The sequence below is a fragment of the Neomegalonema perideroedes DSM 15528 genome, assembly GCF_000374145.1.
In the GTDB taxonomy this organism is placed as follows: Bacteria; Pseudomonadota; Alphaproteobacteria; order Rhodobacterales; family Rhodobacteraceae; genus Neomegalonema; species Neomegalonema perideroedes.
In genome coordinates this window covers 1,406,017-1,431,806 of record NZ_KB893653.1, presented here as the reverse complement: position 1 = coordinate 1,431,806, position 25,790 = coordinate 1,406,017, and the positions used below count along the sequence as shown (strand labels likewise).

The window sequence follows — 25,790 nt, the reverse complement described above, 5'->3', positions numbered from 1 at the left end:
GAGGTCGGAAGCGGGAGACTCAGGCGGCTTTCGCCTGAGGCCGGGCCAGCCTTCCGGCGGCGTAGCTTTTGGCCATCTCGTCGAGGGAGACGGGCCGGATCTTATGGGCCTGTCCGGCGGTTCCGAAGGCTTCGAAACGCGCCGTGCAGAGCTTCGCCATGGCGTCCATGGCGGGCTTGAGGAATTTGCGCGGATCGAATTCGCGGGGATTCTTGGTCGCGATCCGACGGAATTCGGCGGTCATGGCCATGCGGCAATCGGTGTCGATGTTGACCTTGCGCACGCCGTGTCTGATGCCGCGCACGATCTCCTCGACGGGGACGCCGAAGGTCTGAGGCATCTCGCCGCCATGGGCGTTGATGACGTCCTGAAGCTCCTGCGGCACGCTGGAGGAGCCATGCATCACGAGATGCGTGTTCGGAAGCCGCCGGTGGATCTCTTCGATCACGCCCATGGCGAGGATCTCGCCGTCGGGCTTGCGGCTGAATTTATAGGCGCCATGCGAGGTGCCGCAGGCGATGGCCAGAGCGTCCACGCCGGTCTTCGCGACGAAATCCACCGCCTGATCCGGATCGGTCAGAAGCTGGGAATGGTCGAGCTTGCCCTCTGCGCCATGGCCGTCTTCGGCTTCGCCTTCTCCGGTCTCGAGGCTGCCGAGAACCCCAAGCTCGCCCTCGACCGAAGCCCCGACCCAATGGGCCATGCGCGCCACCCGCTCGGTGATCGCCACGTTATAGTCGTAGCTCGCGGGGGTCTTCATATCGGCTTCGAGCGAGCCGTCCATCATCACCGAGGTGAAGCCATGGCGGATGGCGGTCAGGCAGGTGGCTTCATTATTGCCGTGATCCTGATGCATGCAGATCGGGATCTCGGGATAGGTCGCGGCCATGGCCTCGATCATCTTGGCGAGCATGACGTCTCCGGCGTAGCCGCGAGCGCCCCGGCTGGCCTGCATGATCACCGGAGCGTCCACGGCGCGGGCCGCCTCCATGATCGCGAGGCCCTGCTCCATATTATTGATGTTGAAGGCGGGGACGCCGTAACCCTGTTCGGCGGCGTGGTCGAGAAGCTGTCTCAGCGTGATGAGCGCCATCGCGCGATCCTCCCTTTCAGTTTTTGATTCAGGCTTTGCGCAGGCGGCTCAGCGCCTCGGCGGCGACGGCTTCCGCGGTGATCCCGAAATGCTGGTAGAGCGCCGGGGCGGGCGCCGAAGCGCCGAAGCCCGTCATGCCGACGAAGCCGTCTTCGGGCCGCAGCAGCAGATCCCAGCCCATGCGGATCGCCGCCTCCACGCCCACCCGGGGCGCCTCCCCCAAGAGCGCCGCGCGCTCGGCGGCGGGACGCGCCGCGAAGATCTCGAAGCTCGGGACGGAGAGCACCGCCACGCGCAAACCCTGCTCGCTCAGGAGTTCGGCCGCCCTCATGGCGATCTCGACCTCGGAGCCGGTGGCGATCAGCGTCGCGTCGCGCTGGCTTTCGCCTGCATCGGGGCCGCCGCGCAGAAGATAGGCGCCCTCCGCCGAGCGGTTCGGCCCTTCCTCGCGGCGCAGGAGCGGCAGATTCTGCCGCGACAAAGCCAGAAGCGTCGGGCCGTTGCGGTTGGCTAAGGCGATCTCCCAAGCCTCGGCGGTCTCCAGAGCGTCGGCGGGACGAAGCACGGTCAGATTGGGAATGGCGCGCAGGCTCGCGATGGTCTCGACAGGCTGATGGGTCGGGCCGTCCTCGCCGAGGCCGATGGAGTCATGGGTCATGACGAAGATCGTCGGGACGCCCATCAGCGCCGCAAGGCGGATCGCGGGACGGGCGTAATCGGCGAAGGCGAGGAAGGTGCCGCCGAAAGGCCGGAAGCCTCCATGCAGCGCGATTCCATTCATCGCGGCGGACATGCCATGCTCGCGGATGCCGTAATGGACGTAGCTTCCGCCGAAATCCTCCGCCGTGACCGAGCGCTGGCCCTTGCTGCGGGTGAGGTTCGAGCCGGTCAGATCCGCCGAGCCGCCGATCAGGAAAGGCAGAGCCTCATTCGCAACCCCAATGGCGAGTTCGCTGGCCTTGCGGGTGGCGATCTTCGGACGCTCGGCCAGAAGCTTCGCCTTATGGGCGGCCATGGCCTTGGTCAAAGGCGCGAGATCCTGCGCGCGGTTCGCCTCGAAGGCGGCGCGTTGGGGAGAAGCCTCCAGCCGCGCGCGCCAGATCCGATGCGCCTCGGCGCCGCGAGACGCCGCCGTGCGAAAGGCGACGTAGGCTTCTTCCGGGATCTCGAAAGGCCCATGGCTCCAGCCGAGCTGCTTGCGGGCGGCGGCGATCTCCTCCGCGCCGAGCGGCGCGCCATGGACGTCATGGCCGCCCTGTTTATTCGGCGCGCCATAGCCGATGATCGTGCGGCAGGCGATGAGGGTCGGCTTCTCCGAGGCGCGGGCCTGCTCCAGAGCGGCGGCCACGGCCTCGACGTCATGGCCGTCGGCTTCGAGGGCGTTCCAGCCGCTGGCCCGAAAGCGCGCCGCCTGATCCACGGAGGTCGAAAGCTCCGTCGAGCCGTCGATGGTGATGCGGTTGTCGTCCCAGAGCACGATGAGCTTCGAGAGCCTCAGATGTCCCGCGAGATCGATGGCCTCCTGGCTCACGCCCTCCATGAGGCAGCCGTCTCCGGCGATCACATAGGTGAAGTGATCCGCCAGACCGGGGAAGCGCGCCGCCTCCAGACGCTCGGCCAGCGCCATGCCGACGGCGGTGGCGATCCCCTGTCCGAGCGGCCCGGTGGTGACCTCGATTCCTTGGGCGTGGCCATATTCCGGATGTCCCGCCGTGCGGGCGCCGAGCTGACGGAAGGCGCGGATCTGCGCCATGTCCATGTCGGCGTAACCGAGCAGATGATGCAGCCCATAGAGCAGCATCGAGCCATGGCCCGCCGAGAGGACGAAGCGGTCGCGGTCGGGCCAGCCGGGGGCGGCCGGATCAAGCTTCATGAAGCGGTTGAACAACACCGCCGCCACGTCGGCCATGCCCATGGGCATGCCGGGATGCCCGGAATTGGCCTGTTGCACCGCGTCCATCGCCAGAGCGCGCAAGGCGTCGGCCATGAGCTTCTCCTGAGCGGCGCGAGGATCATGCAGGTTCATGGATTTCTCCTTTCAGCCGCGCCGCTTGGCGGAGACGAGCCGCTCGATGAGGGGGGTGAGGATCAATTGCATCGCCAGATCCATCTTGGGTCCGGGAACGACGATGGAGTTCGCGCGGCTCATCCAGGAGCCGGAGATCATCTGCGTGAGATAAGCGAAGTCGATCCCGCGCGGATTCTTGAAGCGGATCACCACAAGGCTTTCGTCGGCGGTGGGGATCCAGCGCGCGATGAAGGGATTGGAGGTGTCCACCACCGGCACGCGCTGGAAATTCACGTCGGTCTCGGCGAATTGCGGGCAGATGCAATGGACATAGGCGTGCATGCGCCGCAGGATCACGTCGGTGACGGCCTCGGTGGAATAGCCGCGCTGAGCGCGGTCGCGGTGGATCTTCTGGATCCATTCGAGATTGATCACCGGCACCACCCCGACCTTGAGATCCGCCAAAGCCGCGAGATTCACCTCGTCGTTGATCACCGATCCGTGCAGCCCCTCGTAAAAGAGGAGGTCCGAACCGGAGTCGAAGGACGTCCAGTCGGTGAATTCGCCTTGCGGGACGCCGAAACGCTCGGCCTCGCCGTCGTCATGGACGTAATGGCGGGTGCGGCCCTCTCCGGTCTCGCCATATTCGCGGAAGACCCGCTCCAATTCGTCCAAGGCGTTGGCTTCATAGGAGAAATGCGAAAAGGTGAAGTCTCCGGCGGCGGTGCGCCGGGCCAATTCGGCCTTCATCTCGGCGCGGTTGAAGCGGTGGAAGGCGTCGCCCTCGATGGAGACGGCCTTGACGCCCTCACGGCGGAAAATCTGGTCGAAGGTGTGCTTCACCGTGGAGGTGCCCGCGCCCGAAGACCCGGTGACCGAAATGATGGGATGCAGACGGCTCATAGGGGTCAGCTCCGGAACAGGCCGCGGCCGCCGAACAGCGCCGAGGTTTCTTCATGCGAAAGCTCGTGATAGGCCGCGACGCGGGCCACATTGGCCGCTCCGCCGAAGACGAAGGGCGTGCGGGCGTGCAAGGCGTCGGGGGTCTGCGCGAGGATCGGCGTCACGCCGTCGGTGGCCGCGCCGCCCGATTGCTCGATGAGGAAGGCGATGGGCGCGCATTCGTAGAGATAGCGCAGGCGCCCGCGCTCATAGCCCTTGCGGGCGTCGCCGGGATAGAGGAAGACCCCGCCGCGCGTCAGGATGCGATGGGTCTCGGCCACGAGCGAGGCCACCCAGCGCATATTGTAATTGCGGCGGCGCGGCCCTTGGTCGCCCGCGAGGCAATCCTCGACATAGGCCCGGATGGGCCGGGGCCAATGGCGGTGGTTCGAGGCGTTGATCGCGAATTCGCCGAATTTCCCCGAAAGGTCGAAATTCCGGTCGAGGCGATGAAAACGCCCATCCTCGGGGTCGAGCAGGAAATGCAGCACGCCCTGTCCGAAAGTCGCGACCAGCAGGCATTGCGGCCCATAGACCACATAGCCCGCGGCCAGAAGATCGCGGCCGGGCCGCAGAAAGCTCGCCTGAGCCGTCGCCTCGGCGGAATAGACGCCGAAGATCGTGCCGATGGAGAGATTCACGTCGATGTTGGAGGAGCCGTCCAGAGGGTCTATCGCCAGCGCGAACTCGCCCGCGCCGTTGAGGTCCACGGCCTCATCCTGCTCCTCGGAGGCGTAGAAGCGCACCGCCGAGCCGCGCAGAGCCTCCATGAAGGCCTCGTCCGCGATCACGTCGAGGGCCTTTTGCCCGTCGCCGCCCGCGTTTTGGCCGCGCGCTCCGGCCAGATCCTCGTCGAGCCCGCCGCGGGCGATCCGCCGGGAAAGCCCCGTCGCCACCAGGGCGATGCGGTTGATGAGGTCGTCGAAAGCCTCGGGGATCGCGGAATCCCTGAGGATTCTCGTCATATCGCGCCTAGGGGCGTCGCGCATGGGGGGTCTCCTCCCTGGAAACCAATGGACGGGCCGGTTTTCCGGTCCCTTGATCTTCTCGGGCTTAGCTCATCCCGCCGCGCCCGAGGGCTCGGAGAAAAGATCTAAGCCTTTCTTTTGAGAGGCGATTTTCAGAAGATCCTTTTCGATCTCCCCGTCTCGCCTTTAAGCTTGCGGATGAGAGGCCAAAAAGAAATTTTAAAAATCAGAAGCCGCATTCAGGAAAATCGAATGAGCCGTCCCGAAGCCCTGACCTTGCGTCAATTGCGCTCGCTCGCCGCCGTGGCGCGGGGGGGATCTCTGGCCGCCGCCGCCGAGAGCCTCGGACTGACGCCGCCCGCCGTTCATGCGCAAATCCGCGCTCTGGAAGGGGTTTTAGGCGTGGCGCTTTTGCAGAGGCGGGCCGATTCCGCAGGCTCCTCCCCCACCCCTGAAGGCGAGATGGCCATAGAGGCCGGACGGCGGATCGAAGACATCCTGCGACGCCTCGCCGCGGATCTGGCGGCTCAGGCTCAGGGGAAAACCGGGCGCGTGGTGCTGGGGGCGGTCTCGACGGGGAAATATTTCGCGCCGCGTCTGGTGGCGCGCCTGCGGGAGATCCTGCCGGAGATCGAGGTGGTCCTGCGCGAATCCAACCGCGAAAGGGTGCTGGAGGGGCTGGAGCGCCAAGAATTGGATCTCGCGATCATGGGGCGTCCGCCGAGGGCGCCGGAGATCGAGGAGGATATTCTCGGGCCTCATCCGCATGGGCTGATCGCCGCGCCGGAGCATCCTTTGACGAAGCTGAAGGAGGTCGGGGCGGAGGATCTGCTCCGCGAGCCGATCATCTCGCGCGAACAGGGCTCCGGCACGCGGCTGCTGATGGCGCGCTATCTGGATTCTCTGGCCGACGGGCGCGGCTTCGAATTGATCGAAATGGGCTCGAACGAATCCATCAAACAGGCGGCCATGGCGGGATTGGGCATGGCCTTCCTCTCGCTGCATACGGCCATGGAGGAGCTGCGCCAAGGACGCCTCGCCTTGGTGCGGGCGCCGGGCCTGCCTCTGGTGCGGCAATGGCGGCTCGTCCGGCCGCGCGCCGCGCCGCTCAGCCCGGCGACGGCGCGCATCCGCGCCGAGATCCTCGCCATGAAGGGCGATTTCCTGCCAAAATAAGGGGCTCGCCTCGCCTCAGGCCACCTTGTCGAGATCCGGCACGGCGTCGAGCAGCATCCGGGTGTATTCGGCCTTGGGATGGTCGAAGATCTCGTCCACCGGGCCGCTTTCCTCCAGAACGCCCTGACGCATCACGCCCACGTCGTTGGCCATCTGGCGGATCACCGCGAGGTTATGGCTGATGAGCAGATAGGTCAGGCCGTATTCCTCCTGAAGCCCGCTCATGAGGTCCAGAACCTGCGCCTGAACCGAGACGTCCAGAGCCGAAGTCGGCTCGTCGCAGACGATGAAGGCCGGCTGCGTCGAGAGCGCCCGCGCGATGGCGATGCGCTGGCGCTGGCCGCCGGAGAATTCATGCGGATATTTGCGCATCGCCACCGGATCCAGCCGCACCTTGCGCAAAAGATCCGCCACGCGGTCCTCGATCTCGGAACGATTGGAGGTCAGCTTCAGCGCCTTGATCGGCTCGGCGACGATGCTCCCCACCCGCCAGCGCGGATTCAGGCTGGCGTAGGGATCCTGAAAGATCATCTGCACGTTGCGCCGCCGCGAGGCCGCGCCCTCGGCGGACCAGACGTCGGCGCCGTCGACGAAGATGCGGCCTGAACTCGGCGGAATCAGCCCCGCGATCATCTTCGCGCAGGTGGATTTCCCCGAGCCCGATTCCCCCACAAGGCCATAGGTCTCGCCCCGGCGGATGGAGAAAGAGACGTCGTTCACCGCGCGGAAGATCTTATCCTTCCCGCCGAAAAGCCGCCCGAAGAAGGAGCCGCCGCCGCCCAGACTGAAATCGCGGGTGAGGTTCTCGACGCGCACATAAGCGTCCTGAGCGGACTCAGGCGTCGCGGCTTCGGCGGGGACGGGCGCCTCGGATTCGCGGTTGAGGGTCGGGATGCTGTCGATGAGTTTGATGGTGTAGGGCTCGCGCGGATGACGGATCACCTGCCCCACCGGCCCGCTTTCGACGATGCGTCCGGCGTTCATGACGAGGATGCGGTCGGCGATCTGCGCGATGACGCCCATGTCATGGGTGATGAGCATGATCGCCGCGCCCCGGCTCTCGCAGAGCTTCTTCAGCACCTTGATCACCTGAGCCTGCACCGAGACGTCCAGCGCCGAAGTCGGTTCGTCGGCGATGACCAGCTCAGGATCCGCCGCGATGGCCAGAGCGATCACCACCCGCTGACGCATGCCGCCCGAAAACTGATGCGGATAGGAATCGATGCGCTCGGCGGCGCGGGGAATCCCCGCCTCCTCCAGCAGCGAGACCGCCCGCGCCCGAGCCTCGGCCTCGCTGAGCGGCAGATGCTGACGGATGGTCTCGATGAGCTGCTGGCCCACCGTGAAGAGCGGATTCAGGCTGGTCAGCGGATCCTGCATCACCATGCCGATCCGCTTGCCGCGCAGCTTGACCATCTCCGCTTCGGGCAGCTGGTCGATGCGCTGGCCTTGCAGATAGACCTCGCCGCTGGTGATCCGCCCCGGAGGCGTCAGCAGGCCGATCACCGCCGCGCCGGTCATGGATTTCCCCGCGCCGGATTCCCCCACCACGCCCAGCACTTCGCCGGGCGCGATGTCGAAGCTCACGCCATGCAGGGCGCGGAAATTCCCGCGCCTCAGGGGGAAATCCACCACGAGGTCGCGCACCGAAAGGACGGGCGTCTGGGCGTCTGTCTCTGTCATTGGCGCAACTTCGGGTTCAGGGCGTCGCGCAGCCAATCGCCGAGGAGATTCACCGAAAGCGCGAGCAAAATGAGCATCAGAGCGGGAAAGAACAAAATCCACCACTCGCCGGAGAAGAGGAAGCGCTGGCCGATGCGGATCAGCGTCCCGAGCGAAGGTTGGGTCGGCGGCACGCCCACCCCAAGATAAGAGAGGGTCGCCTCCTCGATGATCGCCAGAGCGAGGCTGATCGTCGCGATGACCAGCACCGGGCCGAGGACGTTCGGCAGGACATGTTTGAAGGCGATGGCCGGACCCGGCACGCCCATGATCCGCGCGGCGGAGACGTAATCCTTCTGCCGCTCGACCATGGCGGCGCCGCGCACGGTGCGGGCGAATTGCGCCCAATTGGCGAGTCCTATGGCGAGGATCAGCACCCAAATCGCCATGCTTTCCTGCTTATTGGGCGGGATGACGCCCTGCGCCACGCCGAAGATCAGCAAGGCGATGAGGATCGCCGGGAAGGATAATTGCACGTCGGCGACGCGCATGATGATCGTATCCGCGAGGCCGCCGCGATAGCCCGCGAAGAGGCCCAAGCTCACGCCCAGAGTCATGGAGAAGAGCGTGGCCGCGAAGCCCACGAAGAGCGAAACCCGCGAGCCATACAGAATGGTCGAGAGCAGATCCCGGCCTTGGTCGTCCGTGCCGAAGCGATAGACCGTCCCCGACATGGCCGCTTCGCCGGGCGGCGTGAAGCCGTCCATGAGCTGGAGCGTCGCGGGGTTGAAGGGATCATGCGGCGCGATCCAGGGCGCGAAGACCGCCGCGAGGATCAGCGTCAGAGCCACCAGCGAAGAGACCACCGCCACCGGATTATGCCGATAGGACCAAAAGACGTCGCTGTCCCAGAACCGCGCCCAAAAGCCCCGCGCGGGAGCGGCGGCCTCGACGGGCGCTTCGGGAGGAGGAGCTTCGGTCATGGCTCAGGCCCTCCCGGAACGGCCGTCCACGCGCAGGCGCGGATCGACGAGGTAATAAAGAAGATCGACGATGAGATTGATCACCACGAAGACCAGCGCCACGAAGAGCAGATAGGCCGCCATCACCGGCACGTCCACCGCCTGCACCGAGTTCACAAACAGCGAGCCCACGCCGGGCCAGTTGAAGACCGTCTCGGTGATGATGGCGAAGGCGATGATCGAGCCCAGTTGCAGGCCCGTGATGGTGATCACCGGAACCATGGTGTTCTTCAGAGCATGGCGGAAATTGATCGTCGATTCCGGCAGGCCGCGGGCGCGGGCGAAGCGGATATAGTCGCTGCGCAAGACCTCCTGCATCTCGGCGCGGACGAGCCGCATGATGAGCGTCATCTGAAACAACGAGAGCGTCACCGCCGGGAGGATCAGCGAGAGCAAACCCGATTTCGTCAGGAATCCGGTGCTCCAACCCTTCCAAAGCTCGACCGTCTGGCCGCGCCCGAAAGAGGGCAAAAGCTTCAGCTCCACCGCGAAGACGAAGATCAGCCCAATGCCGATCAGAAAGGTCGGCAGCGAGACGCCCACCAGCGAAACCGCCATCACCGCCTGAGAAAAGAAGCTTTTCGCCCAAAAGGCCGTCGAGACGAAGATCAGAGCCGCCGCGCCGAAGCTCCAGAGGAGGCCCCGCCCTAAGAACCAGAGCGCCAGAGCGGGCAGGATGATCGCCGCCAGAGCGGTCAGAGTCTCGCGGCTCGAAGGCGGGAGGCGGCCGTGAATGGCCGTGAAGACGCCCAGCGTCACCCCGACGATCAGCGCCAGACTCGCCGAGACGACGGCGAGCTCTATGGTGGCGGGCAGACGGCTGAGGATCAATTGCGTCACCGGCTGCTGAAGCCGGTAGGAGATGCCGAATTCGCCCCGGGCCGCGTTTTTCACGAAGGTCCAGAACTGCATATAAAAGGGGTCGTTGAGCCCGAGCCTGTCGCGCAGAGCCTCGCGGTCGGCGAGGCGGGCGTCCACGCCCATCATGCCCTCGACGGGATCGCCGACGAAACGGAACATCAGAAAGGCGATGAACGCGACCGCCAGCATCACGATGAGCGATTGCAGCAGCCGCCGGAGAATGAAGGCGAGCATGGGATCTCCGGGCTATGAGGAGAGGCGCGGGGCCGTCGCCGGCCTCGCGTCCGCCGTCGAAACGAAGGGGGCCGAAGGCGCAGGACGCCCCCGGCCCTCCCGCCGAAGATTCTTACTGGCCGTAAGTGACCATGGTCATCAGAGGCTGGTTCTCAGGATGAACCGCCAGCGTGAGATTGTCCTTCATGGCGTAGGCCAGAAGCTGGTTATGGATCGGCAGCAGCACGCGGTCGCGCTGGACCTGCGCCCAGATCTCCGCGATGTCGGCGTCGCGCTTCTCGACGTCGATCTCCGTGGCGAGGCCCTCGATTTTGGCGTCGAGCGCCGGATCCGCGTAGCCCGAGGGGTTATAGGCGCCGAAATGCCCATTGCGGCTGTGGATCAGGTCGTTGAAGATATAGGCGGAATCGAAGGTCGGCACGCCCCAGCCGAGCAGATAGAAATCGGTGTTGTCGCCGGTGATCAGCGGCGAATGCTGCGCCACCGGGCGCGAAGCCAGCGTCACCTTGATTCCGATGCGGCCCAGCATGCCGACCACCGCCTGAGAAATCGCCTCGTCGTTGACGTAGCGGTTGTTCGGCGTGTCGAGCGTGACGCTGAAGCCGTCCGGATAGCCCGCTTCCGCGAGCAGAGCCTTGGCGCGCTCGGGATCGGGGGCCGGGAAGGCGTCGAGCTCGGGGGTCCAGCCATGGACGAAGGGCGGCATGGCCACGCCCGCCGGCAGCGAATTGCCGCGCATCACCACGCGCTTGATGGCCTCGCGGTCGATGGCCAGATGCATGGCCTCGCGCACGCGGGGGTCGGCGATGGGGTTCTTATCCGCGACGTTCGAGGATTTCAGCGGCTTGTCGTCCATGCGATAGCCGAAATAGATGATGCGGTTCTCGGGGCCGGTCTCGACCTTCAGACCCGCGGTGTTCTTGAGGCGCTCGATGTCCTGCACCGGCACGTCCTGCACGAGATCCACCTCGCCCGAGAGCAAGGCCGCGATGCGCGTGGCGTTCTCGGCGATGGGCAGATAGATGATTTCAGTGACCTGCGGCTTGGTTTCGGCCCAATGGGCTTCATTGCGCTTGAGCACCGAGCGCACGTCCACTTCGCGGGATTCGAGGATATAAGGGCCGGTGCCGTTGGCGTTGCGCACGGCGTAGTTGTCTTCTCCGGCGGCGTAATCCTGCACGCTCTGGAGGCTGTGGGCCTCGGACCAGCCCTTGTCCATGACGAAGGTGTTGGTCAGGTTGTTCGGATAGAGCGGCGAAGGGCCGGTCATCGTCACTTCGACGGTGTGGTCGTCCACCGCCGCGACGCTCGCGATGGCGGAATGCAGCTGGCGCATATTGGAGTTTTCGGAGCGCGCGCGATCCAGCGAGAAGACCACGTCCTCGGCGGTGAAGTCGGCGCCGTCGTGGAACTTCACGTCATGGCGGAGCTTGAAGACCCAGACGTTGGGATCGTCCTCCTTCACATACCACTCGGTCGCGAGGCGCGGCGTGAGCGAGCCGTCCACGGCGCGATCCACCAGAGTTTCGTAAATATGATGGGCGAAGTTATGAGTCACGCCCTGATTCTGCGAATGAGGATCAAGGGTCAAGGCGTCGCTGGCGCGGGCCCAGCGCAAGGTCTCGGCCATGGCCGAGGAGGCCATGAGGGTCGAGGCGAGCAGAGCGGCAAGCCCCGCGAAGCGTTGGATTTTCATAAATCTTCTCCTGACGGGTCGTCTGTTTTCACGGGCGGCTCGCGCCTTTTATGCCCTCAGACTAAGCAGAGGCCGCCGCCCCGCGCAAGAGTCTCCGTCATCCTTTCGTCGCGGAACCCGGCCTAGAAAAGGCGGGCGGAGCGCTCAAGCGGCGTTTTCGCAATGAGAAAACCCTCCGGACAAGGTCCGAAGGGCTTTGTAAAGAAGATTTCCGCATAAGCTTCGCAGAAGACGGGCGGGATCAGCCCGCTTCGCGCATCTCCGAAGCGCGCGAGACCAGCGTGGCGCGGTCCAGCACGAAGTCGCTGGCGACCCAGTCGCGCTCGGCCGAAGCCAGAGCGGCCCCCAAGCGCGGCCCCGGCGTGAATCCGACGTCGATCAGGTCGTTGGCGGTGACCGGCAGCTTTTGGCGGGCGCCTTCGTTGATGTCGCCGACCCAGCGGGCGTGGATGGCGGGGCCGCCGTCGGCGGCGGCGATGAGCATCACGTCGCGGGCGGCCTCGGCGCCGCGCTCATAGCCGAGGCGGCGCGCGGTGGAGGAATCCGTGATCGGATAAGAGACGCTGCGCGCGGCCAGTTCGTTGGCCGTATGCCGCGACAGGCGCAGCCGCTCCATCACCTCCTCGGGGGCCGCGCCGCGCGTGAGCAGCGCGAGCCGGCGCAGAGGATCCACCGGCTGAAGGCCGTAACGGCGCTCCAGAGCGACCAGAGCCGCGAAAGGGCCGTTGCGGCGCGCCTCGGGCAAGGCGTGCTCCATGACTCCGGTCTCCTCGATGGCCTTCAGGGCGATGGAGGGATCCGGCGCGGCCAGAAGCTTCATGATCTCGGCGCCGATCCGCTCGCGGGACACGCGCTCCAGACCCCCGGCCAGACCCGCGCAGGCGACCAGGCCCGGCGGCTCCATCTCGCCCTCGCCATACCAGGCGTGGAAGCGGAAGAGCCTCAGAATGCGGAGATAATCCTCTTGAATCCGTTTGGCGGGCGAGCCGATGAAGCGCACCCGCCGGGCCTCCAGATCGGAGAGGGCCCATCCTATGGGATCTTCGACATGGCCGTGTTCGTCGGCGTAAAGGGCGTTGATGGTGAAGTCGCGGCGCTGGGCGTCCTCCAGAATATCGGCGCCGAATTCGACCTTGGAGCGCCGCCCGTCGGGGGTCACGTCGCGGCGCATGGAGGCGATTTCGAAGCTCTGGCCGTCCAGCACGGCCATCACCACGCCATGATCGAAGCCTGTGGGCTCGACGCGGATGCCCGCCCGGTCCAGAAGATCCACCGCGCCTTCGGGCGCGCGGTCGATCACCAGATCCACGTCGGTGGGCGGACCGTTGATCACCGCGTTGCGCACGCAGCCGCCGACGAAGCGCACGAAGGCGCCGTCGGCGGTCAGGGCCGACCAGACGGCCTTCGTGGTCTCGGCTTCAAGCCATGGCGCCCGAATCTCCAGACTCATCTGCCCACCCCTATCTGCTCCGCGGCTGGGGCTCCTCCGGGACGATCCGTCCCGGCGTCACCTGTCCGTTTTCAAATCGCGCCGGCTCGTAACGACCGGTTTGTCCGCCCGGGTCCATGACGAGCGCCATGGCCAGAGATCCCGTCGCCGCCAGCAGCAATCCCCAAAGGGCGAGCTTCAGCAGCCTTTCCCGCGCCCAGAGCCCCCGGCGACGCCAGCCGCCCTGATCCCGACGCCATTCGTAGAAGGCGGCCACCACGAAGGGCGAGGCGCCTAGGGCGAAAATCAAGATCAGGATGCGTCCCACCCGGCGCCTCCCGATCCCGCCTCGGGGCCCACGGACCGCCCTTCGCTCTCGCGGAGGGCGAGCACGCGTTCCGATAGGGATTTCAACATCCCCGCCGTGGCGCCCCATATGTTCCGGTCATTATAGTCGATGGCGTAATAAAAGCGTTGACGACCGGCGTATTCTCGCTGGAGGCGCTGGATTTTCTCAGGATCGAGCAGAAGGTCGAGCGGGGCCTGAAAGGCCTCCGCGATTTCGTCGCCGTCGGGCTCGGGATGGAATTCGGCGTCCACGAAGCCCACGAAGGGGATGATGAGGAAGCCCGTCACGGTCAGATAGGGCGCGAGCGCCCCCGCCACCTCCACCCGCCCGGGGTCGAGGCCGATCTCCTCCTGAGTCTCGCGCAGGGCGCCCGCCAGAGGAGAAGAATCCTCCTCCTCCACCTTGCCGCCGGGAAAAGCGATCTGTCCGGCGTGGCGGCGCAGATGGTCGCCCCGGCGGACCATCCAGACCCAAAGCCCGTCTTCGCGCTCGACCACCGGACAGAGCACCGCCGCCATGCGGGGCGCGGCGTCCGGCGCCACGTCGTCGCCGCCCGCCGCGAGCGGCAAGGTCTGGGCTACGGCGCGCCGCAGCTCGGCGCGCTCGACGGGGGGGAAAAGTCCCGGCGGGCTTCGCAAAGACCGCAAGGCGTTCGTCGTCATGTTCATGGCTCCGCCTCCGAGGCCGGGGCCAGCGGGTGGAAGATTCCCCCCGACCAGATTCCGAAGGCCGCCTCTTCGCCTTCGCCCTGCGTCTCCCCCAACTCGATCAGCCGATAGGTCGTCTTGCGGTCGAGCCGCGCCTCCAGACCATCCCGCATCCGCAGATAGGGCGTCAAGCCGTCCGAGGCGCCGCGCGCGGCGCGCAGGCCCCCGGGCGAATCGAGCGCCGCCTCTTCGTCCAGATTCGTGACGAAAATCAGGCGCCTCTCCCGGCCTTCTCCCTCCGCGCGCATCTCCACGGCGAGGAAGGGGACGTCCTCGACGCGGATCTTCATTTTCTCGACCGGCGTGACCAGATAATGATCCTCGCCCTCGCGGCGCAGGACCGAAGCGAAGAGCTTCGCCAATTCGCGGCGCAAAATGGGACGGCCCTCGTGGATCCACGTCCCGTCCCGGCGAATCGCGATGTCGATCTCGCCGCAGATCGCAGGATTCCAAAGATGTTTGGGCAGGCGGGTCTTCTTCGCCTCGCCCAGACCGGCGAGGCCGGGGGCGGAGTTCGGAAGGGCGTTTGCGGGCGAACGGGGGGGCTCCGACATGACTCCTCTCAGGCCGACCCGCCTCCCGCGTCGGCTCACAAGCTCTTGTGCGACAATACGGAGGGCGGGGGTTTAATCTCGGCGATATAGCTTAATATAACCTTCGCCCCCCAGAGATGAGGGCGCAGCTCCTTCGACGCAAGGCCTTCCGCCTCTCTCCGCCGCGCTTCGGGCCGGATGGCCCCTCAAAAACGACAGGATCCGGCATGACCGCACCCGCCGACAGCCTCGCCGCCGACTCCGGCTCCGGCTCCTCCGCCCGCTTCGCGGAGGAGGACGCCCTTCTGCGAATCGTCGAGGAGGCGCAGGGAGCTCTGGCTCAGGCGCGCGCCGAGATCGGCCGCCGCGTCATCGGACAAGAGCGCGTGGTGGATCTGACCCTCGCGGCGATCCTCTCGGGCGGACATGCGCTGCTGGTCGGCGCGCCGGGGCTGGCCAAGACGCTGCTCGTCGAGACCTTCGGCGTGGTCCTCGGGGTGGACGCGCGGCGCATCCAATTCACGCCGGACCTCATGCCCTCCGACATCCTCGGCGCCGAGGTGCTGGAGCAGGGCGCCGACGGCTCGCGGGCCTTCCGCTTCGTGAAGGGCCCGATCTTCGCGCAATTGCTCATGGCCGACGAGATCAACCGCGCCAGCCCCCGCACGCAATCGGCGCTGCTTCAGGCCATGCAGGAGAAGCACGTCACCATCGCCGGCGAGCGCCACGACCTGCCCGCGCCCTTCCATGTGCTGGCCACGCGCAACCCCATCGAGCAGGAAGGCGCCTATCCGCTGCCGGAGGCCCAGCTCGACCGCTTCCTCTTCGAGATCGACGTGGATTATCCCGACCGCGACGCCGAGCGGGCCATTCTGCTCGCCACCACCGGCGCCGAAAGCGTGACGCCTCACGCCGCGATCACCGCCGAGCAGCTTCAGCGCTTTCAAGGGCTGGTGCGGCGCATTCCGGTGGGCGAGAAGGTCACCGAGGCGATTTTGACCCTCGTGCGCTGCTGCCGTCCGGGCGACCCGCAGGCTCTGGAGAGCGCCCGCCGCCATGTGGCTTGGGGGCCCGGCCCGCGCGCGGCTCAGGCGCTGATGCTGACCGTCCGCGCCAAGGCTCTGCTCGAAGGCCGCTTCGCGCCGGATCTTCAGGATGTGGCGGATCTCGCGATTCCCGCCCTGCACCACCGCATGGCCCTGAGCTTCGCCGCCCGCGCCGAGGGCGTCAGCCTCGACGGCGTGATCGCCGAAGCCCTCGCCAAGGCCGGAGCTCTTCCCAAGGCCGGAGCATGAGCGAGCCGCGCCGCCCGGAGGCGGCCTTCTCGTCAGGCGCGGAGGCCGCGCGCCTCCGTCGCGACGCGGAGGGCGCGGCTTCGGCTCTGCCGCCGCTGCTGCTGGCCGCCGAGCGCCTCGCGAGCCTCGTGACGGGCGCTCATGGGCGCCGCCGCTCGGGGCGGGGGGAGACCTTCTGGCAATATCGCCGCGCGCTCCCCGGAGACGCCTTGTCGGATATGGACTGGCGCCGCTCCGCCCGCGCCGACGAGCTTTACGTCCGCGAAACCGAGTGGGAGGCCGCGCAAACGCTCTGGCTCTGGCCCGACCGCTCGGCGGCGATGCGCTTCCGCTCGAAGGGCGCGCCCTCGACCAAGGCGGAGCGGGCTTCGCTCTTGTCTCTGGCTTTGGCGGCTCTGGCGGCGCGCAGCGGCGAGCGCTTCGCTCTGCTGGCTCCGCCTCTGGCCCCGACCTCCCGCGAGACGGGGCTGCGGCGCATGGCCCTGGCTCTGGCCGCGACGGATCAGGAGACTCCGCCCGATTACGGCGCTCCGCCCGCCGCGCCGCTCGGCCGCAGGGCGCGGGTGGCTTTGTTTTCGGATTTCTTCGGCCCTCTGGAGCCTCTGGCGCGGCGTCTGGCCTCGGCGGCGGCTCAGGAGGCGGGGGGCGCTCTGGTGCAGATCCTCGATCCCGCCGAGGAGGCCTTCCCCTATCGCGGGCGGCTGCTCTTCGAGAGCATGGGCGGCCTGCTGAATTACGAAGCCGACCGCGCCGAGGCCCTCAACGCCGCCTATCAAGACAAGCTCGCCGAACGCCGCGCCCGTCTTGAGGATCTGGCGCGCGGCGCCGGATGGCGGTTATTCCTCCATCGCACCGACCAATCTCCCGCGCCTCTGCTGCTGGCGCTGCATGGCGCCCTGAGCGCCGCCTCGCAAAGCTGGAGCGCGCCCAGATGATCCCCTCTCTGAGCATCGGCTCTCTCGCCTTTCTGAATCCTTGGCTTTTAGCGGCTTTGGCGGCCTTGCCGATCCTCTGGTGGCTGCTGCGCGCGACGCCGCCCGCGCCTCTGCGCGAGCGCTTCCCCGGCGTGGCGATCCTGCTCGGCGTGGAGCCCCCGGAGAAGACCCCCAAGCGCACGCCTTGGTGGCTTTTGGCTCTGCGGATTCTGGCGGCGGCTCTGCTGATCTTCGCCTTCGCGCAGCCCGTGCTCGATCCGCGCCCCCGGCTCTCCGAGGGCGAAGGCCCGGCGATCCTCGTTCTGGACGACGGATGGGCCTCGGCGCCCGATTGGGAGGCCCGCCGCGAGGCCGCCCGCGAGATCCTCGCTCAGGCCGAGCGCGCCGGACGCCCCGCCGCGCTGATCGGTCTGGCGGAGCCGCCTCTCTCCGAAGGCCGCCTGCTCATCGAGCCCCGCCCCGCCGCCGACGCGCTCGGCTTGCTGGAGGAGATGCGGCCCAAGCCTTGGGCGCCTCATCGCGAGGCTCTGGCCGTCGCCGATCTTCCGGCGGATTCCTATCTGGTCTGGATTCACGACGGGCTCGACGGCCCCGGCGCCGGGGAGTTCGCCGCGCGGCTGGCGGGACTCTCCGCGCGCGCCGTCGGCCCGCTGGAGACCGCGCGCGGCCTGAGGGCCGAGCCCCCCGGCGAGGAGCCCGGCAAGCTGAAGCTGACCGCCCTGCGCGCCGAGGCCTCCGGCCCGGAGACCCGGCGCATCCTCGCTTGGGAGGCCCCCGAGAACGCCGCGCCGCGCCCTCTGGCCTCGGCTCAGGCCGATTTCGCGGCGGGCGAGACGAGCGCCGCCGCCGAGATCGAGGCGCCGCTGGATCTGCTGAACCGCGTCGCCTTCCTCAGCTTCGAGGAGAGCCGCAGCGCGGGCGGCGCGACCCTTCTGGACAATCGCTTCAAACGCAAGCGCGTGGCCCTCGTCAGCGGCGAGCGCGCGCGCGAGGATCAGCCTTTGCTCTCTGGCGGCTATTTCCTCCGCGAGGCTCTGGCGCCTCTGGCCGAGACCCAGAACGTCGACCTTATGACCCTGACTCAGGCCGACGGGGCCGGACTCGCGGCCTTCGACGCCGTGATTCTGGTGGACGTCGGCGCCTTCGCGCCCTCGGAGGCCGCGGCGCTCGAAGCTTGGGTGCGCAAGGGCGGCACCTTGATCCGCTTCGCCGGCCCGGCCACTCTGGCCGCCGCCGACGATCAGAGCGGCTTCAAGACGCCCGATCCGCTTTTGCCGGTGCGGCTGCGGCCCGGACGCCGGACCTTGGGCGGCGCCATGAGCTGGGGCGAGCCTCAGCCCATCGCGCCCTTCGACGAAAACAGCCCCTTCTTCGGCCTGACGCCCCCCGCCGACGTGCTGATCTCCCGCCAGATCCTCGCGGAGCCGGACGTGGATCTGCCGCCCAAGGTCTGGGCCGGGCTCGCCGACGGCTCGCCGCTCGTCACCGCCGAAAGGCGCGGCGAGGGCGGCGTGGTCTTCCTGCATGTCAGCGCGGAGCCTTCATGGTCGAGCCTGCCGCTTTCGGGATTGTTCATCGAGATGCTCGGGCGCACGCTGGAGCGGGCGGCGGCCTTCGACGGCCGCGCCGCGCAAAATCTCGTCTCGGAGGCGGAGGCGCTTTGGACGCCCACGACCCTCCTCGACGCTTGGGGCGTCCCCCAGACCGCGGATGCGGCGGCGCGTCCCGCGACCGGGGCGCGGCTCGCCGAGAACCGCCCCGATCATGACGCGCCTCCCGGAATCTACGCCCGCGACGGCGCGCAGATCGCTTCGAACCTCATGGCGCCCGGCGCGCGCCTCGCGCCTTTGCCCGCCTTCCCCGCCAATGTGGTTCAGGAGCCTCTGGGCGGCGCGCCCGAGCGCCCGCTGAAGCCGCTGCTGCTGACCCTCGCGCTGCTGCTTTTGGCGGCGGACGCCCTCGGCACGCTGCTCGTGACGGGGCGTCTGCGCTTCCCGGCGCGCGGCGCGGCGGCGGGCGCGGCGCTTCTGGCGCTCGGCTTGGCTTTGGGAGGCGGCGGCTCCGCCTTCGCCCAAAGCGCCCCCGAACGCCTCGACGCCGAGACTCTGGCCAAGGCCGAAGAGGCCGCGCTGGAGGCCTCCTTCGGCTATGTGCTAACCGGAGATTCCCAGATCGACGAGATCAGCCGCGCGGGGCTCTACGGGCTGGCGCAGCAATTGACCGCCCGCACCTCCATCGAGCCCGGCCCGCCGGAGGGCGTGGACGTCGAGCGGGACGAGCTGAACGTCTATCCCTTCCTCTATTGGCCGATCACCGCGCGGCAGGAGACGCCGAGTTCGGCGGCGGTGGCCAAGCTCAACGCCTATCTGCGCCAAGGCGGGATGATCCTCTTCGACACCCGCGACGCGCATCTGGCCTTCGACGGACGCCCCACGCCGGGCGCGGAGGCTCTGCGCCGGGTGGCTCAGGGGCTGGATCTGCCGCCGCTCGCGCCGCTGGACGAGCGCCATGTCCTCGCGCGGAGCTTCTTCCTGCTGAAGGAGTTTCCGGGCCGCTGGGACGGCGGCGAGGTCTGGGTGGAGGCCGCGCCCAACGCCGCCGAACTGGAGGACGCCGAAGCCCTCGGCTTCTCCAACGACGGGGTTTCGCCGGTGATCGTCGGCGGGCGCGACTGGGCCGGCGCTTGGGCGCTCCGCCCGAGCCGCGACGGCTGGGGGGCGGGAGATCCCGTCCTTCCCATGCCCGAAGGCGGCGAGCGCCGCCGCGAGACGGCGGTCCGCTTCGGCGTGAACGTCGCCATGTACGCCTACACCGGCTCCTATAAGTCGGATCAGGTCCATATTCCCATGCTGCTTGAGCGGCTCGGAAGATAAGGGGGCGCGAGCTTGGACGCGGAACTCACCTGGACCGGCGCGCGCTTCGCGCCTTTGGTCCCGCTCTGGGCCTTGGGGCTTTTGGCGGCTTTGGTTCTGGCGCTTCTGGCGCTGGGGCTCTGGCGGCGGGCGCCGGGAGTCTGGCTGCGCTTCGCGGCGGGGCTGGCGGTGCTGACGGCTCTGGCGGGGCCCTCGCTGGTCAAGGAGCTGCGCGAGCCCCGGGCTTCGGTGGCGGCGCTCATCCTCGACGAGACCGCCAGCGACGGCGTGGACGGCCGCCCCGAGCGGCTCGCCGCCGCCGAAGCCGCCATGCGCGCCGCCGTCGAGCGGATGAACCTCGAGCGCCCCATGGAGCTGAAGGTGATCCGCGTGGAATCGGCGATGAACGCGGCGGGCCATGATCTCGGCTCGCCGATCTTCGGCGCGCTGAATGAAATCCTCGCGGAAACCGACCCCGAGCGCATCGCCGGGGCGGTGGTGGTCTCGGACGGCCGCGCCCATGATGCGGCTCTGGCGGGCTTTCCGGCCCCCGTGCATCTGCTCTCGACGGGCCGGGAGGGCGAATACGACCGCCGCCTCCTGCTGGAGAGCGCCCCGAGCTTCGCCGTGGTCCGCGAGAACATCCCCATCCGCATTCGGGTGGAGGATCTTGGCGCGGCGCCGACGCGGCCCGGCCAGAGCGTGCTGGTGAACGTGCGGGTCAACGGCGAGATCGCGGTTCAGCAAAGCGTGACGCTCGGAGTCTCCGAGACGATCATGGCCACGGTGAACGCGCCGGGCCTCGCCGCGGTGGAGGTCTCGGTGGAGCCTCTGGCGGGGCAGCTCACGGGGCGCAACGACCGCGCCGCCTTCACTTTGCGCGCCGCCCGCGAGCGGCTGAGGGTCTTGCTGGTTTCGGGCGCGCCTCATGCGGGGCAACGCGCTTGGCGCAATCTGCTCAAGGCGGATCCGGCGGTGGATCTGGTGCATTTCACCATTCTGCGCCCCATCGAGAAAGACCCCGGCGCGAGTTCGGACGAGCTGTCGCTGATCCCCTTCCCCACCCGGGAATTGTTCATGGAGAAGCTCGACGATTTCGACCTCGTGATCTTCGACCGCTACGCCGAGCGCGATATTCTGGATCCGACCTACATCATGAACGTGGCGCGCTACATCCGCGCGGGCGGCGCGGCGCTGATCACGGCGGGACCGGAGTTCGCGGGGGTGGACAGCCTTGAGCGCAGCCCCCTCGGCGCGACTTTGCCCGCGCGCCCGACCGGGCGGCTTCTGGAAGGCGCCTTCCGCCCCCGGGTGACCGATCTCGGCGGGCGCCATCCGGTGACGGCGGATCTCGCCCGCGCCTATCCGCCTTCGGAGGAGAGCGCGGAGGCGCCGAGCTGGGGCTCATGGCTGCGGATCGTGCAGGTGGATCCCCGCGAGGAGGCCAACGCCCTGATGGAATCGCCCGAAGGCGAGCCCCTGCTGATCCTCGACCGCGTGGGACAAGGGCGCGTGGCGCTGCTCGCTTCGGATACGATCTGGCTCTGGGCGCGCGGCTTCGAGGGCGGCGGGCCTCAGGCGGAGTTGTTCCGGCGGCTGGCCCATTGGCTCATGAAGGAGCCGGAGCTTGAAGAAGACGCGCTGGTCGCCGAGGTGGTGGGCGCGCGGATCGGCGTCACGCGCCGCAGCCTCGCCGAGGAGGGGCCGGAGCGGGCGCGGGTGGTCACGCCTTCGGGAATCGAGCTTCTCGCGCCTTTCGAGGCGGCGGGCCCCGGACTCTGGCGCGCGGAGATCGAAACGCCGGAGCTCGGCGTGCATGTGGTGACGGACGGCGAATGGCGGACTCTGGCGGCGGTGGGCGGCGCGAGCCCGCGCGAATTCGAAAACGCCGTCGCCACGGACGAGATCTTCCGCCCGCTTCTCGACGCCACGGGGGGCGCCTCTCTGCGCGTCGCCGAGGGCCTGCCGGACATCCGCCGCGTGCAGGCGGGCCGCCCCGCCGAAGGCCGGGGCTGGATCGGTCTGGTGGAGCGCGAGGCCTCGGTCCTGCGCGCGGCCAGCCTGACGCCTCTGCCGCCCGCTTGGCTGGCGCTGCTCATCGCGGCGGGCCTGCTGGTCGCGGCCTGGCGGCGCGAGGGACGCTAAGTCGTTTTCCGGTCGCGCAATTTATCCGAAAATCTTGCAAATTTTCGGATTGCGCTCAGAGCCGCCCGTCGGCCAGCACGAGCAGCCGCCCTCTGGCGCAGCGCTCGACGCGGCCCGAAACGCCGTAGACCTCCGCCAGCATGGCGGGGGTCAGCGCCTCAGCCGGGGCGCCATGGCCCCAAAGCTCGCCTTCGCGCAAGATGAGGATGCGGTCCGCCCACTGGGCCGCCATGGTCAGATCATGCAGCGCCGCGACGAGGATCCGCCCCTCTCCCGCGAGCCGCCGCGCCTCCTCCAGAAGCTGAATCTGCTTGGCGAGGTCCAGAGCGCTGGTCGGCTCGTCGAGGAGCAAAGCCTCCGGATCCCGCGCCAAAGCCTGCGCCAATCCCGCCATCTGACGCTGTCCGCCGGAGAGCTGATCGAGCGCCGACAAGGCGAGATGGCCGATCTTCAGCCGCTCCAGAACGGCGAAGGCGCTGCGGGCCGCCTCCGCGACGGGGATCGTCTCGCCCCCCGCCCGCATGGCCGCCACCACCGAATCCAGAACGCTCAGACCCTCTGCGGCGGAGAGGCTCTGCGGCATGAAGCCGATCAGACGCGCGCGCTCGGCGGGCTTCATCTTCCTCAGATCGGCCGCGCCTAAACGAACCTCGCCCTGATAGGGAATGAGCTGCGCCAAAGCCCGCAGCAGCGTCGATTTCCCCGCGCCGTTCGGCCCCACCAGAGCGACGAATTCGCCGGGCCGCAGCGGCGGCAGATCCAGACCCTTGAGGATCTCCCGCGCCCCATAACGCACCCGCAGGCCCCGAGCGGCCAGATCTCCGGAAGCCCTCACGCCGCGCGCCTCCTCAGAATCAGGGCGAAGAAGACCGGCAGCCCGATCAGGGTGGTCATCAGGCCGATGGGCAAAAGCCCCACGCCGTTCCACGAAGCCATGAGCTTGATCGCCGCCGAAGCGAAGGACATCAGCGCCGCCCCGCAAAACATGCTCGCGGGCAAAAGGAAGCGGTGATCCTCGCCGACGATCCGCCGCGCCACATGAGGCGCCGCCAAGCCGACGAATCCCACGATCCCCGCCATGGAGACCGCCGCCGCCGCGAGCAGGCTCACCCGCGCCAGAGCCCCGCGCCTTAAACGCCCGACGTCCACGCCGAAGCCCTCGGCCCGCTCGGCTCCGAGCCGCAAGGCCGTCAGACGCCAAGCCGCCCGCAGCGAGAAGGGAACGCAGAGCGCCAGCACCAGCGCCATCAGCCCCGCCTGCGCCCAAGTCGCGCCCTGCACGCTGCCGAGCGTCCAGAAGACGAGCTGCTGAAGATCCTCCGGCGAGGCGAGATATTGCGTCAGCGAGACCATGGCCGAAAAGGCGAAGGCCAGCCCCACCCCGAAGAGGATCAGCGTCTGAGGCCCCCCCGCCCGCCAGCGCGTCAGAGCCTGAAGCGCCGCCAGAGCCGCGCAGGCCATCACGAAGGCGTTGGCCGAAACGGCCCATTCCTGCGGGATGAAAGGCAGGCGCAGACCCAGAGCCAGAGCCAGCCCCGCCCCGAGCGCCGCCGCGCCGGAGACTCCCAGCGTGAAGGGCTCGGCGAGGGGATTGTCCAGCAGCGTCTGCATCTCGGCGCCCGCCAGAGCCAGAGCCGCCCCCACTAAGCCCGCCATCAGAGCGGGCGGCGCGCGCAGATCATGCATGATGAAGCTCTGGCGCGAGCTGGCCCCGCCGATCCCCCAGAGCGCGTTCCACGATTCCCCGAGGCTCATGGCGGTCCCGAGGAAGAAGTCCAGCGTCAGCGCCGCCAGAGCCAAAAGCCCGAGCGCGGCCGTCCAAAGCGCCCGGCGGCGATTGCGGCGGCTCCAGGCCGCGAGGGCCTGATCCGCGGCGGAGGTCGGGGCGGCGGTCATGTCGGGGGCGCTCACGGCTTCAGCCAGTAAATCCCCGGCGTGGGCACGGGCGAAAACCGCGCCTCGATCTCGGCGAGGGTGGCGGCGGGGTCGAGATCCCCCGTCCGCTCGGGATGGAAAGTCTTCGCCAGAAGCTCGATCAGCACGACGTGCAAGGGCGAATCGTTGAAGAGATGCCAGACGCCGAGCGCCCGCCCCTGCTCCACGGCGGTCAATTGCGCGATCCCTCGCGAGGCGAGCAGCTTATTCAGCCCCGCCCGCGCCGTCTCCTCGGAGATCCCCGGCCCCAGCACCAGACCGCCCCGCGCCGCCATATGGGCGCCGCCCGTCGCGACGTAGAAATCCGGATCGGCCAGCAGCAGAGATTCAAGACTGGCGTCGCCCACCACGCCCTTCACCAGCTGCGCCCCGAGATTCTCGCCGCCCGCCATCTCGATGAAGTCGTTGAAGACGCCGCCGCCCGCCGTCGAGCAGCAGCGCTCGCCGCCCGCATGGACGTGAAAAAACACGCTCGGGCGCTCAAGCTCCGGGTCGTCGAGCGCCGCCCGCACCGCCTTCAGCTTGCCCTCGTAGAATTCGATGAACTCCTCCGTCTTCGCCTCGGAGCCGGTGAGCGCTCCGAGAATGCGCAGACTCGGGATGCTGTTGGATTCGGGATGCGTGAAGAAATCCACATAGGCCAGAGGAACCCCGGCCTTCTCCAAGCGCTCGCGGGCGCGCAGGAGCCCCGGCGCTCCGGCGTCCGCCAGAGGCAGCACCACCAGATCCGGATCCACGGCGAGAATCGCCTCCACCGAGAGATCCCGCCCCGTCCCGCCGATGTCGCGGATGGCGTCGATTTCGGGGAATTTCGCCCGATAGGCCTCCAAAGTGCCCTCGTCGAGCGCCTTGCTCAGACGCCAGCCCGCCACCAGCGCGACCGGATCCTCATGAGTCAGGCCCAGCACGGCCAGATGACGCCCCTCGCCGAGGACGATCCGCTTGGCCGGTTCGGCGAGGACCACCTCGCGCCCGGTGAGATCCTCCGCCCGGACCTCCGCCGCCGCCGGAGAAGCCGCCCAAAGCGCCAAAGCCAAGGCGCAAGCCGCCCGTCCCCAATTCGTCATGACGTCAAGGCCCTTTCCGGTCGGAGCGCCGCGCGCAAAGCGCGGCTCAGAGCGGCGAAGGCCGCCGAAGGATGATTCTCGCCCTCCAGCACGGCCTGAACCACCTGAAGCTTTTCAGGGTCCAGCGCCGCGAGCCGACGCCCCATCTCCATGAGGTTCTCGACCATGCGGTTCTTGCGCACCCAATGGGCGTAAGGGTCGGTTCCTGCGCGCAGATGCTCGGGCGGCTCCGCTTCCAGCGAGCCCACCGTGAGGCTGAGCAGGATCGGATGGGGAGAAGCGCGCAGACGCGCCGGGAATTCGGCCTCGGCCTTGAGAATCCAGCGTTCGGCGAACCAGATGGAGGGGCTGGAGGCGGCGTAGCGCTGAAAGCGCTCCGGCGCGCGGAAGGCGGCGTAAAGCGCGCAAAGCCCCCCGAGCGAATGGCCGAAGAGCGTCTGACGGCTGCGGTCCACCGGGAATTTCGCCTCGATCAGCGGCTTGACCGCCTCCTCCAGCCAGTCGAGCGTCCGGCCCGCCGCGCCCGTCTCGCCCCAAGGCCGCCCATGGGGCCGCTCCGGCAGAAGCTCGCGCGGAGCGGGCGGGGTGAAGTCGCGGCAGCGGCGGAATTCGCGCTCGTCGCGGGTTTCGTCCTCATGGGGCGCGATCCCGACGATCAGCGCGGGCGCGACGCCCGTGGTCTTCGGGCGATGCGACAAGGAGCGCGCCGCCGCCAGCATGGGCGCGAAATACGTCTCGCCGTCGAGCAGATAGACCACCGGCCAGCCCTCAGGCGGCGGAGGCTCTTCAGGCCACCCCACGAAAGCGCGAAGATCCCCCCCGCCTGAACGGGGGAGATCCAGCAGTTTCGTCCGAGGAAGGAAAACTTCGCTCAAGGGGTC

General features: G+C 68.1%; 21 protein-coding genes. 5 read left to right on the top strand and 16 right to left on the bottom strand.

The annotated features are described in order from the left end of the window. Nucleotides 1–19 precede the first annotated feature (19 nt). From fba to B161_RS0106670, 4 genes are read right to left on the bottom strand one after another with little or no spacing between them, the layout of a single operon-like run. The gene (fba, locus tag B161_RS0106685; protein ID WP_018632593.1) at nucleotides 20–1,093 is read right to left on the bottom strand and encodes a class II fructose-bisphosphate aldolase; all 1,074 of its coding nucleotides are present in this window, start codon (nucleotides 1,091–1,093) and stop codon (nucleotides 20–22) included. 28 nt (nucleotides 1,094–1,121) lie between these two features. Beyond that, entirely contained in the window at nucleotides 1,122–3,119 is a 1,998-nt protein-coding gene (gene tkt, locus B161_RS0106680; protein ID WP_018632592.1) for a transketolase, read from the bottom strand. A gap of 12 nt (nucleotides 3,120–3,131) precedes the next feature. Then, nucleotides 3,132–4,004, bottom strand: a complete 873-nt coding sequence (locus B161_RS0106675) for a phosphoribulokinase (RefSeq protein WP_018632591.1) — start codon at nucleotides 4,002–4,004, stop codon at nucleotides 3,132–3,134. A gap of 5 nt (nucleotides 4,005–4,009) precedes the next feature. Beyond that, nucleotides 4,010–5,008, bottom strand: coding sequence for a class 1 fructose-bisphosphatase (locus B161_RS0106670; protein WP_018632590.1), 999 nt, complete (start codon nucleotides 5,006–5,008; stop codon nucleotides 4,010–4,012). A 255-nt stretch (nucleotides 5,009–5,263) separates the two neighbouring features. Between B161_RS0106670 and B161_RS0106665 the strand changes: the two genes are divergently transcribed. After that, the gene (locus B161_RS0106665; protein ID WP_018632589.1) at nucleotides 5,264–6,187 is read left to right on the top strand and encodes a LysR family transcriptional regulator; all 924 of its coding nucleotides are present in this window, start codon (nucleotides 5,264–5,266) and stop codon (nucleotides 6,185–6,187) included. A gap of 15 nt (nucleotides 6,188–6,202) precedes the next feature. On the opposite strand, the gene B161_RS0106660 is transcribed toward B161_RS0106665, so the two are convergent. The 8 genes from B161_RS0106660 to B161_RS0106625 all read right to left on the bottom strand — a co-directional run bounded on the left by B161_RS0106660 (nucleotide 6,203) and on the right by B161_RS0106625 (nucleotide 14,701). Then, nucleotides 6,203–7,870 (bottom strand): ABC transporter ATP-binding protein, encoded by a 1,668-nt coding sequence (locus tag B161_RS0106660; protein WP_018632588.1) that lies wholly within the window; start codon nucleotides 7,868–7,870, stop codon nucleotides 6,203–6,205. After that, nucleotides 7,867–8,832 (bottom strand): ABC transporter permease, encoded by a 966-nt coding sequence (locus B161_RS0106655; protein WP_018632587.1) that lies wholly within the window; start codon nucleotides 8,830–8,832, stop codon nucleotides 7,867–7,869. The genes B161_RS0106660 and B161_RS0106655 overlap by 4 nt, the downstream gene beginning before the upstream one ends. A 3-nt stretch (nucleotides 8,833–8,835) precedes the next feature. Further along, entirely contained in the window at nucleotides 8,836–9,966 is a 1,131-nt protein-coding gene (locus B161_RS18715; protein WP_018632586.1) for an ABC transporter permease, read from the bottom strand. A gap of 112 nt (nucleotides 9,967–10,078) precedes the next feature. Then, nucleotides 10,079–11,662: an ABC transporter substrate-binding protein gene (locus tag B161_RS0106645; protein ID WP_018632585.1), complete on the bottom strand. Its 1,584-nt coding sequence runs from the start codon at nucleotides 11,660–11,662 to the stop codon at nucleotides 10,079–10,081. A 241-nt stretch (nucleotides 11,663–11,903) separates the two neighbouring features. Beyond that, on the bottom strand, nucleotides 11,904–13,112 hold the full coding sequence (locus B161_RS0106640) for a CCA tRNA nucleotidyltransferase (protein WP_018632584.1): 1,209 nt from the start codon (nucleotides 13,110–13,112) through the stop codon (nucleotides 11,904–11,906). 10 nt (nucleotides 13,113–13,122) lie between these two features. Then, nucleotides 13,123–13,419 carry a hypothetical protein gene (locus B161_RS0106635; protein ID WP_018632583.1) on the bottom strand — a complete coding sequence of 99 codons (297 nt, stop codon included), beginning with the start codon at nucleotides 13,417–13,419 and terminating at the stop codon, nucleotides 13,123–13,125. Beyond that, complete coding sequence (locus B161_RS17110; RefSeq protein WP_018632582.1) at nucleotides 13,404–14,108, bottom strand: CoA pyrophosphatase; 705 nt, start codon at nucleotides 14,106–14,108, stop codon at nucleotides 13,404–13,406. The genes B161_RS0106635 and B161_RS17110 overlap by 16 nt, the downstream gene beginning before the upstream one ends. Beyond that, nucleotides 14,105–14,701, bottom strand: coding sequence for a DUF1285 domain-containing protein (locus B161_RS0106625; RefSeq protein WP_018632581.1), 597 nt, complete (start codon nucleotides 14,699–14,701; stop codon nucleotides 14,105–14,107). The genes B161_RS17110 and B161_RS0106625 overlap by 4 nt, the downstream gene beginning before the upstream one ends. 206 nt (nucleotides 14,702–14,907) lie before the next feature. Between B161_RS0106625 and B161_RS0106620 the strand changes: the two genes are divergently transcribed. Genes B161_RS0106620 through B161_RS0106605 form a run of 4 tightly spaced genes read left to right on the top strand, consistent with a single transcriptional unit; the run spans nucleotide 14,908 to nucleotide 21,907 of the window. Then, nucleotides 14,908–15,975: an AAA family ATPase gene (locus B161_RS0106620; RefSeq protein WP_018632580.1), complete on the top strand. Its 1,068-nt coding sequence runs from the start codon at nucleotides 14,908–14,910 to the stop codon at nucleotides 15,973–15,975. Further along, nucleotides 15,972–16,910, top strand: a complete 939-nt coding sequence (locus B161_RS17105) for a DUF58 domain-containing protein (protein WP_018632579.1) — start codon at nucleotides 15,972–15,974, stop codon at nucleotides 16,908–16,910. Before B161_RS0106620 ends, B161_RS17105 begins: the two co-directional genes overlap by 4 nt. After that, on the top strand, nucleotides 16,907–19,783 hold the full coding sequence (locus B161_RS0106610) for a DUF4159 domain-containing protein (RefSeq protein WP_018632578.1): 2,877 nt from the start codon (nucleotides 16,907–16,909) through the stop codon (nucleotides 19,781–19,783). Before B161_RS17105 ends, B161_RS0106610 begins: the two co-directional genes overlap by 4 nt. 12 nt (nucleotides 19,784–19,795) lie before the next feature. Beyond that, nucleotides 19,796–21,907 (top strand): hypothetical protein, encoded by a 2,112-nt coding sequence (locus B161_RS0106605; protein ID WP_018632577.1) that lies wholly within the window; start codon nucleotides 19,796–19,798, stop codon nucleotides 21,905–21,907. 55 nt (nucleotides 21,908–21,962) lie between these two features. On the opposite strand, the gene B161_RS0106600 is transcribed toward B161_RS0106605, so the two are convergent. From B161_RS0106600 to B161_RS17100, 4 genes are read right to left on the bottom strand one after another with little or no spacing between them, the layout of a single operon-like run. Further along, entirely contained in the window at nucleotides 21,963–22,742 is a 780-nt protein-coding gene (locus B161_RS0106600) for an ABC transporter ATP-binding protein (protein WP_018632576.1), read from the bottom strand. After that, nucleotides 22,739–23,803 carry a FecCD family ABC transporter permease gene (locus B161_RS0106595; RefSeq protein WP_018632575.1) on the bottom strand — a complete coding sequence of 355 codons (1,065 nt, stop codon included), beginning with the start codon at nucleotides 23,801–23,803 and terminating at the stop codon, nucleotides 22,739–22,741. The genes B161_RS0106600 and B161_RS0106595 overlap by 4 nt, the downstream gene beginning before the upstream one ends. A gap of 11 nt (nucleotides 23,804–23,814) precedes the next feature. Further along, nucleotides 23,815–24,909 carry an ABC transporter substrate-binding protein gene (locus tag B161_RS0106590; protein ID WP_018632574.1) on the bottom strand — a complete coding sequence of 365 codons (1,095 nt, stop codon included), beginning with the start codon at nucleotides 24,907–24,909 and terminating at the stop codon, nucleotides 23,815–23,817. Continuing rightward, nucleotides 24,906–25,784, bottom strand: a complete 879-nt coding sequence (locus B161_RS17100) for an alpha/beta hydrolase (protein ID WP_018632573.1) — start codon at nucleotides 25,782–25,784, stop codon at nucleotides 24,906–24,908. The genes B161_RS0106590 and B161_RS17100 overlap by 4 nt, the downstream gene beginning before the upstream one ends. Nucleotides 25,785–25,790 lie beyond the last annotated feature (6 nt).

What these genes read in the sequence shown, in the direction of transcription:
- tkt (WP_018632592.1), bottom strand. Translation starts at nt 3,119, where the DNA reads ATGAACCTGCATGATCCTCGCGCCGCTCAGGAGAAGCTCATGGCCGAC.
- B161_RS0106625 (WP_018632581.1), bottom strand. Translation starts at nt 14,701, where the DNA reads ATGTCGGAGCCCCCCCGTTCGCCCGCAAACGCCCTTCCGAACTCCGCC.
- B161_RS0106670 (WP_018632590.1), bottom strand. Translation starts at nt 5,008, where the DNA reads ATGACGAGAATCCTCAGGGATTCCGCGATCCCCGAGGCTTTCGACGAC.
- B161_RS0106595 (WP_018632575.1), bottom strand. Translation starts at nt 23,803, where the DNA reads ATGACCGCCGCCCCGACCTCCGCCGCGGATCAGGCCCTCGCGGCCTGG.
- B161_RS0106665 (WP_018632589.1), top strand. Translation starts at nt 5,264, where the DNA reads ATGAGCCGTCCCGAAGCCCTGACCTTGCGTCAATTGCGCTCGCTCGCC.
- B161_RS0106645 (WP_018632585.1), bottom strand. Translation starts at nt 11,662, where the DNA reads ATGAAAATCCAACGCTTCGCGGGGCTTGCCGCTCTGCTCGCCTCGACC.
- B161_RS0106610 (WP_018632578.1), top strand. Translation starts at nt 16,907, where the DNA reads ATGATCCCCTCTCTGAGCATCGGCTCTCTCGCCTTTCTGAATCCTTGG.
- B161_RS0106590 (WP_018632574.1), bottom strand. Translation starts at nt 24,909, where the DNA reads ATGACGAATTGGGGACGGGCGGCTTGCGCCTTGGCTTTGGCGCTTTGG.
- B161_RS0106655 (WP_018632587.1), bottom strand. Translation starts at nt 8,832, where the DNA reads ATGACCGAAGCTCCTCCTCCCGAAGCGCCCGTCGAGGCCGCCGCTCCC.
- B161_RS0106640 (WP_018632584.1), bottom strand. Translation starts at nt 13,112, where the DNA reads ATGAGTCTGGAGATTCGGGCGCCATGGCTTGAAGCCGAGACCACGAAG.
- B161_RS17105 (WP_018632579.1), top strand. Translation starts at nt 15,972, where the DNA reads ATGAGCGAGCCGCGCCGCCCGGAGGCGGCCTTCTCGTCAGGCGCGGAG.
- fba (WP_018632593.1), bottom strand. Translation starts at nt 1,093, where the DNA reads ATGGCGCTCATCACGCTGAGACAGCTTCTCGACCACGCCGCCGAACAG.
- B161_RS0106660 (WP_018632588.1), bottom strand. Translation starts at nt 7,870, where the DNA reads ATGACAGAGACAGACGCCCAGACGCCCGTCCTTTCGGTGCGCGACCTC.
- B161_RS17110 (WP_018632582.1), bottom strand. Translation starts at nt 14,108, where the DNA reads ATGAACATGACGACGAACGCCTTGCGGTCTTTGCGAAGCCCGCCGGGA.
- B161_RS0106675 (WP_018632591.1), bottom strand. Translation starts at nt 4,004, where the DNA reads ATGAGCCGTCTGCATCCCATCATTTCGGTCACCGGGTCTTCGGGCGCG.
- B161_RS0106620 (WP_018632580.1), top strand. Translation starts at nt 14,908, where the DNA reads ATGACCGCACCCGCCGACAGCCTCGCCGCCGACTCCGGCTCCGGCTCC.
- B161_RS18715 (WP_018632586.1), bottom strand. Translation starts at nt 9,966, where the DNA reads ATGCTCGCCTTCATTCTCCGGCGGCTGCTGCAATCGCTCATCGTGATG.